Here is a 13,128-nt window from a genome sequence, read left to right as displayed (position 1 = left end):
TTCGCGGCCCCGGGTATTTGTCTTCCGGCAAAGCGTTGTGGCTGGTATCGGTTTCATGCACATGATCCGTAAAAAAACAGTTCCCGGTCAAGGCAGGAACGAACTGTTGGCGCACATCTTCGTGCGAATTTTCCCCAAAGGATCCCTATGAAATACCCCCTGCTTTTAGCCGCACTTGCCGGCACCTTGGTCCTGAGCGCCTGTGAGCGCACCGTTGTCGCGCCGCCCGCGGCGGTTGTCACGGTTCCCGGCCCCGCCGGTCCCGCAGGCGCGACCGGTGCGACCGGTACCGATGGCGCCAAAGGCGCCACCGGCGCTGGCGTGGGCATTCCCGGCCCGACCGGCGCCACGGGTGCCACGGGCGCGACCGGTTCCACAGGCTACGAAGGCGCCACGGGTGCCACGGGCGCGACCGGTGCCACCGGCAACACCGGAAGAACCGGCCAGACCGGCGATACGGTCGTGATTGTTCCCGCGCCGGCCCGTTAAGGTCGCAAGGTTCTGAGTCACCCGGGCCGGCGGATGCGCAAGCATCCACCGGCCTTTGTTTTTTCAGCGGTGAATTACGCCGCCTCGGCGGCCTGCAATGCGGGGAAAGGCTCGCGCCAGGCCGGCAGTTCATTGAGCTGCGCATGCCAGCGCCGGATTTCCGGGAAGGCCTGCACTGGCAGCCCGGTCTTCTCCGCGTAGGGCAGCGTGATCGCCACCGCAAAATCCGCGATGCTCAGCGCGTCGCCCAGCAGATAGCGGCGCCCCTTCAGGTGCGCATCCAGCACCTTGGCATAGCGTTGAAAGCCCGGGGTTGCCTTGTCGGTCTCCGCGGCGTCGGGCTCGCCGATGCCAAAGCGCGGCTTGATGATGTGCTCGAAATAAAACACACTGGCCAGCGGCGCGAACTCGGTCGCATCCCACATCAGCCAGCGCATCACATCGATGCGGCGAGCGTCCCGGGGCCAGAGGTCCGACCCGGCCTTTTCCGCCAGGTGGCACATGATGGCGTTGGACTCCCACAGCACCAGGTCGCCGTCCACCAGCACGGGCACCTTGGCGTTCGGGTTCATCGCGCGAAAAGCCGGCGTCAGGTGCTCGCCCTTGCCGAGCTCGACCCGGATGAACTCCACCGGCGACGCCAGGTGCCGCGCCAGGGCGCAGACCTTTCGCGGGTTCAGGGTGTCTGAGTAATACAGCTTCATGCCTTGCCTTTCAATTCTTGAATTCTCATGCCGCCATGCGCGGCAGGTCGGACCACACCGGCCGCACTTCGATCGTCGCCGCGCGGGCCATGGGGTGGCTGGCCGCCACGTCAATGGCTTCCTGGGGGCTTGCGCATTCAATCAGCCCGTAGGCGGCCATCTTTTCACGGCTCTGTGAAAACGGCCCCTTGCTCACAAGGCGCCGGCCTTCCCGCACCCGCACGGTCATGGCTTCGCCCGGCGGGCGCAGCGGGTTGCCGTGCTGGAGGATGCCGCGGCCCTCCATCTTCCGGACCCAGGCGCCTATGTCGGCGACCAGGGCCGGGGTGGGCGCGAAGGCCGCGTCGTGGCAGATGATCAGCAGGTACTGCATGTGATGTGATCTGCAATCTGCCGCATCACGGCATGGGCAGCGGATTGATCACCATCCATGACACGCCGAAGCGGTCGGCCACCACGCCGAAGGCCGAGGCGAAAAAGGTCTTGCCCATCGGCATTTCAACTTTGCCGCCTTCGCCCAGCAGCTTGAACACGCGTTGCGCTTCGGCGTCGGTGGCCACGGACACCGACAGCGAAAAGCCCTTGAACTCCGCCTTGCCGCCGCCCATGCCGTCGGACGCCATCACTTCCGTCTCACCGATCTTGAAGCTGGCGTGCATGACGCTGTTGGGATCGGGGGCGGGGCCGCCGTCGGGGCCGCAGCCGTCCGTCATGGGGTCGGGGTTGTCCTTGAAGCGCATCATCATCGTGACCTGCGCGCCAAGTGCCTTGCGGTAGAACTCGAGGGCCTCTTCGCAGCGGCCGTTAAAAAAGAGGTAGGACTGAACTAGCATGGGAATCTCCTTTGCGGGTGGGTTGGCAGGGAGCCAGGTGTGCGTGCCTAGCGTGGAAACAATGCGGCGGTGGCCGGCCAGTCGGCCATCCGCACGGTGGGAACAAGGGCAGGAACAGGCGTGGCCGGCCGCGTGTCGCGGCCGAAATACACCTGCACCTCGATGAGCTTGCCGCCCTGAAAGCGCAGCCACTCGGTGTTGCAGAATTTCTTGCCCGTGCTGCTTTCGGCCTCGTAGCGTATGAAGGCCTCGTCGCCCTGGTCAAAAATCTTCTCCACCGTGAAGCGGCGCAGCGTGCGGCTGTTGGGCCAGCAGCGCGCGAAGTAGGCAGCGCGGTTGATGCGGTCGTCCAGCGGGCTGCTGAAAGTGAAGCGCTCGTCCAGCAGGTCTTCAAGGACTGTCCGGTCCTGCGTCTCGTACGCCGAAAAATACCGGCGCACCAGGGTGGCGATGGGGCTGTTCATGGCGGCGGCCTTTCTTGCAAATGCTGTCCGGCTTCAGGCCCTGTCGTAGGCCTCTTTGAGGTCCTTGATGCTGATCTTGTGCATCTTCAGCATCGCGCCCATGGCGGCGCCGGCCTTGGCCGGGTTCTTGTCGCCCAGCATTTCGCCGAGCGCCGTCGGGATGATCTGCCAGGACAGGCCGAACTTGTCCTGCACCCAGCCGCACTGGTTGGGCGCGCCGCCGGCCGAGAGCTTGTCCCAGAGATCGTCCACCTCCTCCTGCGTCTTGCAGCTCACGAACAGCGAGATCGCCGGCGTGAAGCTGAAATGCGGGCCGCCGTTGAGCGCCATGAACTCCTGGCCTTCGAGTTCGAAGCTGCCGGTCATGACCGAGCCTTCCGGTCCCGGGCCTTCCTTGCCGTAGCGCCGCAGCAGGGTGATCTTCGAGTTCTTGAAGATCGAAACATAGAAGTTCATGGCTTCTTCGGCCTGGTCGTTGAACCACAGGAAGGGGGTGATTTTCTGCATGGTCGTCCTTGAAAAAAGCGCTTGTCAGAGGGGAAATCCAGGATCCGGGGGCTTGCGCGGTGGCCCAATCAGCAGTATTGTGTACAGCGTCCACAAAAGAATAGCAAAGATAATGAACGCTGTCCACATAAATACGTAACAAGCCATGTCGAGCGCGCCGCAGCCCCCACCACCCCGCAGCACCTACCGCCACGGGGACTTGCGGCGTGCGCTGCTGGAAGCCGCTGTCGAGCTGGCGCGCGCGGGCGGCCCCGGGGCCGTGGTGCTGCGCGAAACCACGCGCCGCGCGGGCGTCGCACCGAATGCCGCCTACCGCCATTTCGAAAGCCGCCAGGCCCTGCTCTATGCGGTGCGCTCCGCCGCGCTGGCGGCCGTGGCCCGCGCCATGGAGGCCGAACTGGCCGCCGTGCCCCCCGATTTACCGCCGGCCGAATTCGCCCGCGCCAACCTGCGCGCGGTCGGCACCGGCTACCTGCGTTTTGCGCAGGCGGAGAGCGGGCTGTTCCGCACGGCCTTCGGGCCCTCGGATGATTTGAAGGAAAGAGCCCAGGGTGCGCCGGGCGATAGCGAGCGCAAGGGGCAAAGCGGGCTGGACCCGTTCGAGCTGCTGGGCGCCGCGATCGACAAACTCGTGGGCGCCGGCGTGATGTCGCCCGAACGCCGCCCCGGCGCCGAGTTCCTCGCCTGGTCGGCCGTGCACGGCCTGGCCATGCTGGTCATCGACGGCCCGCTGGGCCCTGTGCTGGGCCCGCAGATGCTGCAGATCGGCGGGCGCCTGATCGACATGGTCGAAAAAGGCCTGTGCGAGAAGTAGCGGGTTGCTCAGGCCGCGCCGGCCGCTTCCGCCGGGCGCGGCGCCAAGCCCATGCCCGTGGGCAGCCCCTCGCGCAGCGCCTCGATAAAGCGGCGCAGCTTGGCCGGGTAGAAATTCGAATAGGGATAGATCAGGTAGACCGGCAGCGGCGCGGCGCACCACTGGGGCGCCAGGTGCAGCAGCCGGCCTTCGGCCACGTCCTCGGCCACCAGCCAGGTTGAGGCGATGCTCGCGCCCAGGCCCAGCAGCGTGGCATTGCGCAGGGCGAACAGGCTGTCCGTGCCCAGGCGCGGCTGTATCGCGAAGCGGACCTCCTCGATGTCGCGGCCGGCATGGCGGCGGGTCAGCGCCACCTCGTTGCGGTAAAAAGTCTGCAGCGCCAGCCAGGGCAGGGCCTGAAGCTCGGCCGGCTGCAGCGGCGGCGGTTTTCCCTGCAGCAAGGAAGGCGCGGCCACCACGATGCGCCTGACTTCGGCGATCTTCACGGCCACCAGCGAGGGGTCTTCCACCGCGCCCACGTGCACCGCGCAATCAATGCCCTGGGCGATGAAGTCGGGCGTGCCGTCGTGCAGCAGCCATTCCACCGTGACCCGCTCGTGGCGCCGTAAATAATCGACCAGCGGCCCGACCAGCCGCTGCTGGCCCAGCGCATGTGGCACCACCACGCGCAGCGTGCCCTCCGGCACCTCCTGGGTGCCGCGCAGGTCGGCCTCGAAAGCGTCCCAGCTGCCCAGCAACTCCTTGGCGCGGGTGAAACAGCGCTCGCCGTCCTCGGTCAGCTTCATCGCGTGGGTGGAGCGCTGCAGCAGCTTCAGGCCCAGTGAACGCTCCAGCGCCTGCAGGCGCCGGCTCACCGTGGGCTGCGTGGCATTCATCTGCGCGGCGGCGGCCGACAGGCTGCCCGCCTCCACGATGCGCACAAAGGTCTGCATCAGTTCAATCCGGTCCGGCGCGGTTTTCATGGGGTATCCGTTCTTCGATCTTGCATGCGTATTGCGTATGACCATTGTGCCCAATAGCCGCCTTTACAGCGCAAAACCGGGCCCGCATACTCGCATCCTGCCTCAAATCGGGATCTCCAACATGACCACCACCACCAATACGCATGACCAAGCCGCCCCCGGGCTGCCGCTTTCGCTGATTCTCCTGCTCGCCACCGGCGCCGGCCTGGGCGCGGCCTCGCTCTATTACAGCCAGCCCATGCTGGCCCTGCTGGTCGCCGAGTTCAAGGCCACACCCGCCGCCATCGGCCTGGTGCCCACGCTGACCACCCTGGGTTACGCGCTGGGAATCGGCCTGCTCGCGCCGCTGGGCGACCGTTATGACCGGCGCCGCATCATCGTGGGCAAGGCCGCCGCCCTGGTGCTGGCGCTGCTGCTGGCCGCCTGCGCGCATTCGCTGGCGGTGCTTGTGCTGGCCAGCCTCGCCATCGGCCTGGCGGCCACGCTGGCGCAGGACATCGTGCCGGCCGCCGCCACACTCGCGCCCGAGGCGCAACGCGGCAAGACCGTGGGCACCGTGATGACCGGCCTGCTGCTGGGTATCTTGCTCTCGCGCGTGGTGGCCGGCGTGGTCGCCGAGCAGTTCGGCTGGCGCAGCATGTTTGTGGTCGCCGCCCTGGGCATCGCGCTGCTGGGCGCGGCCATGTGGCGCCTGCTGCCGCGCTTTGTGCCGACCACGCAGCTGCCCTACCTGGCGCTGCTGGGCTCGCTGGCCACGCTGTGGAAGCGCCACCCCGCGCTGCGCCGCGCGGCCATCGCCCAGGGACTGGTCAGCATAGGCTTCAGCGCCTTCTGGTCGACGCTGGCCATCATGCTGCACGCCGCGCCCTTCAACCTGGGCAGCGGCGCGGCCGGCGCCTTCGGCCTGGCCGGCGCCGCCGGTGCATTGGCCGCGCCGCTGGCCGGCCGCCTCGCCGACCGCAAGGGCCCGGAAGTCGTCACGCGCCTGGGCGCGGCGCTGGTGGCCGCCGCCTTCATCGCCATGGCGTTCGGCCCCGACCAGCTGTGGCTGATCGCCGTGGGCGCCGTGGTCTTCGACCTGGGCGCGCAGGCGACGCTGATCGCACACCAGACCCTGATCTACGGCATAGAGCCCGCCGCGCGCAGCCGCCTTAACGCCGTGTTGTTCATCGGCATGTTCAGCGGCATGGCCAGCGGCGCCTGGCTGGGCAGCGTGGTGCTGGCCCAGGCCGGCTGGCAGGGCGTGTGCGTGATGGCTGCGGTGTCGGGCGTGGCCGCGCTGGCGGTGCGCATGTGGCCCGCGAAGAAGCTCGCGCCCTGCCCGGCCTGATGCGGACATTGCTGCATCCATAAAAAAGGCCTCTCGCGAGGCCTTTTTTTTCATCGAAACACCCAACTCAGGTGGCCTGCGCTTCCTTCGGGAAATCCGTCGAAGCGGCCAGCGCCTTCCAGGCCTTCACCTCGGCTTCCACAAATGCGTGTTTGTCCGCAATCACTTTCAGCGTGTCGGTGCCCATTGGCAGGCGCAGCGGCGGCGCGGCCGAATCCACCAGCGCCAGCATGGCCTGTGCCAGCCGCAGCGGGTCGCCGGCCTGCTTGTGGTTGATCTCTTTGGCGGCTTCGCGCACCTTGCCTGCGCTTTGGGCGTAGTCGTCCAGGATGCGCGGCGATACCGACAGCGAGGCCTTGTCCAGGAAGTCGGTGCGGAAGTAGCCCGGCTCCACCACCGTCACGTGGATGCCCAGCGGCGCCAGTTCGCCGTGCAGCGCTTCGCTCAGGCCTTCCACCGCGAACTTGGTCGAGCAGTACACGCCAAAGCCCGGGCCCGACTGGTAGCCGCCCAGTGACGAGATGTTGATGACGTGGCCGCTGCGGCGCTCGCGCATGGACGGCAGCACGGCGCGCGTCACATTCAGCAGGCCGAACACATTGGTTTCGTAAAGGCGCCGCACTTCGTCAGCCGTGGCCTCTTCCACCGCGCCCAGCAGGCCATAGCCCGCGTTATTGACCAGCACGTCGATGCGGCCGAAACGCGCCAGCGCGGCTTGCACCGCGGTGGCCGCCTGCGCCTCGTCCGTCACGTCCAGCGGCAAGGCCAGCAGCGCGTCGCCCGCGGGGAATCTCTTCTGCACCGAAGCCGCGTCGCGCGAGGTCGCTACCACCGCCTCGCCGCGGGCCAGCGCCGCTTCGGCGATGCGGGCGCCAATGCCGCGCGCCGCGCCGGTGATCATCCAGACACGTTTGAAATCCGTCTTTGCATTCATGGCCAGGTCCTTCAAAAAAGTTGTTGAGGAGGGCAATGTAGGATTTCCATTAGGTGTTGAATAGCCAGGAGTCGCTGGGTTCATAATCAAGCAAATCGTGATAATCACCCTCCAGCCCCGGGAGAAGCACCATGGCCTTGAATGAATTGCGCGCCATTGCCACCTTCGTCAAGGCCGCCGAACTCGGCAGCCTGCGCCAGGCCGCCGCGGCGCAGGCCATCACGCCGCAGGCTGCCAGCCAGGCGCTGGTGCAGCTGGAGCGCCACCTGGGCGTGCGCCTGTTCCACCGCACCACCCGCAGCCTGAGCCTGACCGAAGAGGGCGAGCAGTTCCTGCAGGCCGCGCAGCCCGGGCTCTCCACCCTGACGCGCGCGCTGCACGGCGCGCGCCGCGGCCGCGAAGAGATCGCCGGGCCGCTGCGCATCGCCGCGCCGCGCTCCATCATGCTCGAGGTGCTGTGGCCGGTGCTGGAAGAATATTGCCGCCGCCACCCGCAGGTCGACCCCGACATCCAGATGGACGACCGCATCGGCAACTGGGTCGAAGACCGCGTCGACGTCGGCTTTCGCGCCGGCTCACCGCCCGGGGGCGGCGTCATCTCGCGGCGCATCCTGCCGCTGCAGCTCATCGTCTGCGCCTCGCCGGCCTACATCGCGCAGCACGGCGCGCCGGCCACGATAGACGAGCTGGCGCACCACCGCTGCACCGGTTTTCACAACACCGGCACCGGCAAAACCATGCCCTGGGAGTTCAAGGTCGGCGAAGAGGTTGTGGGGCGCATGATCGCCTCTTCCTTCCTGGCCAACGACGTGGACCTCGAAGCCCGCGCCGTCGTCGCCGGCCAGGCCATAGGCCAGCTGATAGGCGTGACCGCCGCGCCGCTGGTGCGCGCCGGCTTGCTGGTGCCGCTGCTCACGCAACACGTCACCGACCACCTGGGCCTGCACGTCTATTACGGAAGCCGCAGCGCGCAACCGGCGCGGGCGCGCGCCTTCATCGACCTGGTCGTCAAGCGGCTGGTGGGCAACACGCAGTTTTTCCTGGAGCCGCATGAACTCACGCCCGTAAAACCCAAAGCCGGGCGCAAGCGGCCGGCCGCCAAATAAAAAAGCCGCGCATCGCGCGGCCTTTTTGTCCAGGGGCTCCGGCTCAGTTCAGGAATTGCAGCAGCTCAGGAATGACCTGGTCAGGCGCCTCTTCCATCAACCAGTGGCCAGAGCCCTTCACGACCACGCCCTTGACGTCATTCGCCACCAGCTTGCCCTGGTCGATCAGGAAGGTGCCGCCGGCTTTTTCGCCGGAGAGCACCAGCATGGGCATGGTGAGCTTGGTGGCGCCCAGCGCGGCGAAGTCGGCCGCGTCTTTTTCAAAGTTCTTGAAGTACTCAAAGCCCGCGCGCATGCCGCCCTCTTGCGCATAGGCCGTGGCGTAGATGCGCCTGTCGGCTTCGGGCAGCGAGTGTTTGGCGTCGGCCGCGAAGTCGTTCCAGAAGTGCTCGAAGTAAGTGCGTTCGCGGCCCTTCACGAGCGCCAGTGGTGTCTTGCCGTGGAAATGGAAGTGCCACAGGTCGCGCAGCAGCCACACATGGGTCCAGTCGCCGATGCCGGGCAGGAAGGCGTCCATCAGCACCACGCGGCTGGTCTCGGCGGGGAATTGCGCGGCGTAGGCATAGGCCACCATCAGGCCGATGTCGTGGCCCACGATGGCCACGCTGTTGATGCCCAGCGACTTCACGAGTTCGTGGATGTCGACGGCCATGTTCTTCTTGTCGTAACCGCCTTCGGGCTTGGCCGATCCGCCGGCGCCGCGCAGGTCCGGCACGATGACCGTGTGGGTCTTGGCCAGCAGCGGCATCAGCGGGTTCCACATATGGCTGGTTTCGGCATAACCGTGCAGCAGCACCACGGCCGGCCCTTTGCCGCCCACGCGGTAGTGGATGGTCGTGCCGTTCACGTCGGCATTGCGCGCCGTGAAACCGGGCACCCGGCCTTCATTGCCGACGGGTGCGGCGGCCAAGGCGGGTGTGGCGGCAGCCAGCAGGCCGGCGGCGGCCGCGCCAAGGGTAGCGGTGCTCGCCAGCAGTTGGCGGCGGGTGGCAAGCAGTTCGGAAGCAGTGGTGTTCATGGCGGTTCCTTGAGGGTGACGATAAAAGTTGAAGAAGAGCCTTCAATGTAGGGTTCATCTTCTATTTAAGGAATATCACCAGAATGGTTTAGTCATTCATGTTTTATGAATGATGAAGTCTTACTGCGAGAGGCCTCGCATCAACGCGTGAACAGCCGCATCATGCCTCGATGATCACCTTGAGCGCCTGGGTGTCCGAGGCCTTGCTGAAGGTCTCATAGGCCTGCAGGATGTCGTCCAGCTTGAAGCGGTGGGTGATCAGCCGCGCGGCGTTGATGCCTTTGGACTGCACAGTCTTGAGCAGCATGGGGATGGACAGCGTATCGACCAGCCCCGTGGTGATGGTGATGTTGTGCGCCCAGAGCTTTTCCAGGTGCAAGTCCACCTTGGCGCCGTGCACGCCCACGTTGGCGATGGTGCCGCCCGGCGCGATGATGTCCTCGCAGAGCTCGAAAGTCGCGGGAATTCCCACCGCCTCGATGGCCGTGTCCACGCCGCGGCCGTCCGTCAGCGCCATCACTTGCTTTGCAGCGTCGCCGTCCTTGCTGTTGACCGTGTCGCTGGCGCCGAAGCGTTTGGCCACGGCCAGCCGGTGTTCGTCCAGGTCCACCATGATGATGCGCGCCGGCGTGTAGAACTGCGCGGTCAGCAGCGCCGCCAGGCCTATGGGCCCCGAACCCACGATGGCCACGCAGGAGCCCGGCACCACCTTGCCGTTGAGCACGCCGCACTCAAAACCCGTGGGCAGGATGTCGCTGAGCATCACCAGCGCTTCTTCGTCCGCGCCGGCCGGGATCGGGTACAGGCTGGTGTCGGCATGCGGTGTGCGCACGTATTCGGCCTGCGTGCCGTCGATCTGGTTGCCCAGGATCCAGCCGCCCGTGGTGCAGTGCGAATACATGCTGAGGCGGCAGTACTCGCACTTGCCGCAGGACGAGATGCAGGAGATCAGCACCCGGTCGCCGGGGCGAAAAGCGGTCACGCCCGCCCCCACCGAATCGATCACGCCGACACCCTCATGCCCGAGGATGCGCCCCGGCGCGCAGGTCGGGACGTCGCCCTTGAGGATGTGCAGGTCGGTGCCGCAAATCGTGGTTTTGGTGATCCTCACCACCGCGTCGCCGGGCGCCTGGATTTCCGGTTTGGGGCGGTCTTCCAGGGCCTTCAGGCCCGGCCCGCCGTAAACAAGTGCTTTCATCGATTTCCCTGGGTTGGCCGCCATGCGATCCGCAGGACTCCACGATGGCGCATGCCGTGACCCCCAGCAGGCGCGCATTCGGCGCGCGGGTCTGTGCGCCGGCGCACGGAGCGGGCTTTGCCGCCAGGGCCGGTCGCCTCACCTACAGCCGCTTTAGCCGCAGGCTGACGCCGGGGGCGCGGAGCGCGGACTAGATTGGCTGCTCAGCCGCTGCGGTTTTTTAACTTCCCGGTGCGGTGTGCCATGGCTGAACCGCGCCCGCCAAAGAACAACAATGCCGTCCTACAACACCGCTCCTCCCGTCCCGCCGCCTCCCAACCCTGTCGACCCCCTCAAACGCCGCACGGCCTGGGCCGCGGGCCTGGTGTTGCTCGTGCTGGGCGTGCCCCTGCTGCTGGCCGGGTTCTGGCTTGTGGTGCTGGGCGGCTCTTCCTACTACCTGCTGGCGGGCCTGGGCTTTGTGCTGGCGGGCGTGCTGCTGGCGCGCCGCAGCCCGGCCGGGCTGTGGATATTTGCCCTGCTGGTCGGCGGCACGCTGGCCTGGGCGCTGTGGGAGGCCGGGCTGGACTGGTGGCCGCTGGCCGCGCGCGGCGGCGTGGTGTTTGTTATCGGCCTTTTCCTGATGACGCGCTGGGTCACCCGCACCTGGCCCATCAACTCGATCGGCCATGAAGGCTTTTTGGGTGCGCGCGGCGGCCGCTGGGCACTGGGCTCGGTGCTGGGCGCGTTTCTCATCGCCGCCGTCGTCGCCGGCTTCCATGACGACAACCGCCTGGTGGGCATGCAGCCCCTGCCGCCCATGGGCGCCGCCGCGGCCGTGCCGGGCGACGGCGTGCCGCCCGATGAATGGCACGCCTACGGCCGCACCGGCCACGGCCAGCGCTATTCGCCGCTGGCACAGATCACCCCGGCCAACGTCAAGAGCCTGGCGCTGGCCTGGGAATACCGCACCGGCGACATGCGCGGCCGCCCCGGCGACCCGCAGGAAACGACGTTTGAAGTCACGCCGCTCAAGGTCGGCAACCGGCTGTTCTTCTGCACGCCGCACCAGTCGGTGATCGCGCTCGACGCGACCACCGGCGCCGAGATCTGGCGCTTCAACCCCGAGATCCAGGGCCAGCTCGCGCTGCAGCACCTGACCTGCCGCGGCCTGTCTTACCAGCCGCCGGCCACCATGCCCGTGCCGGCCACCAGCGACGGCTGCACGGCCAAGCTCTTCATGCCCACGGCCGACGGGCGCGTGATCGCGCTGAGCCCCGACAGCGGCAAACCCTGCACGGCCTTCGGCGGCGGCAAGGGGCAGATCGACCTCTGGGCCGGCATGCCCAACCTCAAGCCCGGCGCCTACTATTCGACCTCCCCCGTGGTGGTGAGCTCGCGCCTCATCATCGTCGGCGGCACCGTGCTCGACAACGTGTCCACCAAGGAGCAGTCCGGCGTCATACGCGCTTTCGACATCAACACCGGCGCCCTGGTGTGGGCCTGGGATTCGGGCCGGCCCGACAGCAGCGCGCCGCTCAAGCCCGGTGAAAGCTACACCGCCAACTCGCCCAACAGCTGGTCGATTTCCAGCGTCGACGAAGCGCTGGGCATGGTCTATGTGCCCCTGGGCAACCAGCCGCCCGACCAGTGGGGCGGCAATCGCAGCCCCGCGGTGGAAACCTATTCGTCCTCCGTCGTCGCGCTGGACCTGGCCACCGGCAAGGTGCGCTGGAATTTCCAGACGGTGCACCACGACCTCTGGGACTATGACGTGCCGGCCCAGCCCAGCCTGCTGGACCTCAACATAGGCGGCAACAAAGTACCCGCGCTCGTGCAGCCCACCAAGCAGGGCGAGATCTTTGTGCTGGACCGCCGCACCGGCACGCCGCTGCTGCCCGTCACCGAGGTCCCCGCGCCGCAGGGCGCCGCGCAGGGCGACCGCAGCGCGCCCACGCAACCGAAGTCGGCGCTGTCCTTCAACCCGCCGCCGCTGACCGGCCGCGACATGTGGGGCGCCACCATGTTCGACCAGCTGTACTGCCGCATCGCCTTTCACCGCCTGCGCTACGAAGGCCGCTTCACGCCGCCGTCCACGCAAGGCACGCTGGTCTACCCCGGCAACTTCGGTGTCTTCAACTGGGGCGGTGTGGCTGTCGACCCGGTGCGGCAGATGGCCTTCACCACACCGACCTACCTGGCCTTTGTCTCGCAGCTGGTCCCCCGCGCCGACGACACCTCGCTGATGGTGCAGGGCAAGCAGCGGCCCGAAGGCAGCCTGCCTTCGCTCAATGAAAATTTCGGCGCGCCCTTTGCCGTCAAGCTCAGCGCCTTTTTGTCGCCGCTGGGCATCCCTTGCCAGGCGCCGCCCTGGGGCTATGTGGCCGGTGCCGACCTGACCACCGGCACCATCGCCTGGCAGCACAAGAACGGCACGGTGCGCGACTTGTCGCCCCTGCCCTTGCCCTTCCGCATGGGCGTGCCCAGCCTGGGCGGCCCGCTCGCCACCGCCGGGGGCGTCGCCTTTCTCTCCGGCGCGCTGGACGACTATGTGCGCGCGTATGACGTCAACAATGGCAACGAACTCTGGAAGTCACGCCTGCCCGCCGGCGGCCAGGCCACGCCCATGAGCTATGCCGTCGCCGACGGCCGGCAGTTTGTGATCGTGGTGGCTGGCGGGCATGGTTCGCTGGGGACCCGCGCGGGCGACTATGTGCGGGCCTACGCATTGCCGCTGACCGGCGCGAGCCGGCCCGCCCCCTGAGGTCGGCAACCCAGTCCGCAACTACA

The 13,128-nt window shown here is 67.3% G+C and carries 14 protein-coding genes; 5 read left to right on the top strand and 9 right to left on the bottom strand.

What is annotated here, in order from left to right; genetic code table 11:
• Positions 1-147 precede the first annotated feature (147 nt).
• On the top strand, positions 148-489 hold the full coding sequence (locus ACSQ27_RS10685) for a collagen-like protein (RefSeq protein WP_436155486.1): 342 nt from the start codon (positions 148-150) through the stop codon (positions 487-489).
• A gap of 74 nt (positions 490-563) precedes the next feature.
• On the opposite strand, the gene ACSQ27_RS10680 is transcribed toward ACSQ27_RS10685, so the two are convergent.
• Genes ACSQ27_RS10680 through ACSQ27_RS10660 form a run of 5 tightly spaced genes read right to left on the bottom strand, consistent with a single transcriptional unit; the run spans position 564 to position 2,997 of the window.
• Positions 564-1,193: a glutathione S-transferase family protein gene (locus ACSQ27_RS10680; RefSeq protein WP_436155485.1), complete on the bottom strand. Its 630-nt coding sequence runs from the start codon at positions 1,191-1,193 to the stop codon at positions 564-566.
• Between the two features lie 25 nt (positions 1,194-1,218).
• On the bottom strand, positions 1,219-1,566 hold the full coding sequence (locus tag ACSQ27_RS10675) for a YciI family protein (protein WP_436155484.1): 348 nt from the start codon (positions 1,564-1,566) through the stop codon (positions 1,219-1,221).
• 25 nt (positions 1,567-1,591) lie between these two features.
• Positions 1,592-2,026: a VOC family protein gene (locus ACSQ27_RS10670; RefSeq protein WP_436155483.1), complete on the bottom strand. Its 435-nt coding sequence runs from the start codon at positions 2,024-2,026 to the stop codon at positions 1,592-1,594.
• Between the two features lie 47 nt (positions 2,027-2,073).
• Positions 2,074-2,490, bottom strand: a complete 417-nt coding sequence (locus tag ACSQ27_RS10665; RefSeq protein ID WP_436155482.1) for a nuclear transport factor 2 family protein — start codon at positions 2,488-2,490, stop codon at positions 2,074-2,076.
• A 33-nt stretch (positions 2,491-2,523) separates the two neighbouring features.
• Complete coding sequence (locus ACSQ27_RS10660; protein ID WP_436155481.1) at positions 2,524-2,997, bottom strand: VOC family protein; 474 nt, start codon at positions 2,995-2,997, stop codon at positions 2,524-2,526.
• A gap of 145 nt (positions 2,998-3,142) precedes the next feature.
• Here ACSQ27_RS10660 and ACSQ27_RS10655 point away from each other — a divergent pair, with 145 nt between their 5' ends.
• Entirely contained in the window at positions 3,143-3,811 is a 669-nt protein-coding gene (locus ACSQ27_RS10655; RefSeq protein WP_436155480.1) for a TetR/AcrR family transcriptional regulator, read from the top strand.
• 8 nt (positions 3,812-3,819) lie between these two features.
• On the opposite strand, the gene ACSQ27_RS10650 is transcribed toward ACSQ27_RS10655, so the two are convergent.
• A complete protein-coding gene (locus ACSQ27_RS10650) occupies positions 3,820-4,773 on the bottom strand; it encodes a LysR family transcriptional regulator (protein ID WP_436155479.1) in 954 nt (317 codons plus the stop codon).
• Positions 4,774-4,894: 121 nt separating this feature from the next.
• On the opposite strand from ACSQ27_RS10650, the gene ACSQ27_RS10645 reads away from it, so the two are divergent.
• Complete coding sequence (locus tag ACSQ27_RS10645; RefSeq protein ID WP_436155478.1) at positions 4,895-6,103, top strand: MFS transporter; 1,209 nt, start codon at positions 4,895-4,897, stop codon at positions 6,101-6,103.
• Between the two features lie 67 nt (positions 6,104-6,170).
• On the opposite strand, the gene ACSQ27_RS10640 is transcribed toward ACSQ27_RS10645, so the two are convergent.
• Entirely contained in the window at positions 6,171-7,037 is an 867-nt protein-coding gene (locus tag ACSQ27_RS10640; RefSeq protein WP_436155477.1) for an oxidoreductase, read from the bottom strand.
• Between the two features lie 131 nt (positions 7,038-7,168).
• On the opposite strand from ACSQ27_RS10640, the gene ACSQ27_RS10635 reads away from it, so the two are divergent.
• Positions 7,169-8,143 carry a LysR family transcriptional regulator gene (locus tag ACSQ27_RS10635; RefSeq protein WP_436155476.1) on the top strand — a complete coding sequence of 325 codons (975 nt, stop codon included), beginning with the start codon at positions 7,169-7,171 and terminating at the stop codon, positions 8,141-8,143.
• Between the two features lie 43 nt (positions 8,144-8,186).
• Here the strand turns inward: ACSQ27_RS10635 and ACSQ27_RS10630 are convergent, their stop codons facing one another.
• Both ACSQ27_RS10630 and ACSQ27_RS10625 read right to left on the bottom strand, forming a co-directional pair.
• Positions 8,187-9,161 carry an alpha/beta fold hydrolase gene (locus tag ACSQ27_RS10630; RefSeq protein WP_436155475.1) on the bottom strand — a complete coding sequence of 325 codons (975 nt, stop codon included), beginning with the start codon at positions 9,159-9,161 and terminating at the stop codon, positions 8,187-8,189.
• A 160-nt stretch (positions 9,162-9,321) separates the two neighbouring features.
• Entirely contained in the window at positions 9,322-10,359 is a 1,038-nt protein-coding gene (locus tag ACSQ27_RS10625) for a zinc-dependent alcohol dehydrogenase family protein (RefSeq protein ID WP_436155474.1), read from the bottom strand.
• Between the two features lie 274 nt (positions 10,360-10,633).
• Here ACSQ27_RS10625 and ACSQ27_RS10620 point away from each other — a divergent pair, with 274 nt between their 5' ends.
• Entirely contained in the window at positions 10,634-13,102 is a 2,469-nt protein-coding gene (locus tag ACSQ27_RS10620; RefSeq protein WP_436155473.1) for a glucose/quinate/shikimate family membrane-bound PQQ-dependent dehydrogenase, read from the top strand.
• The last annotated feature ends 26 nt before the right edge of the window (positions 13,103-13,128 follow it).

The organism is Polaromonas sp. LjRoot131, assembly GCF_964252805.1.
GTDB lineage: Bacteria > Pseudomonadota > Gammaproteobacteria > Burkholderiales > Burkholderiaceae_C > Polaromonas.
Note: the sequence above shows the minus strand (reverse complement) of the source record. Positions and strands in the feature narration are given on the sequence as shown.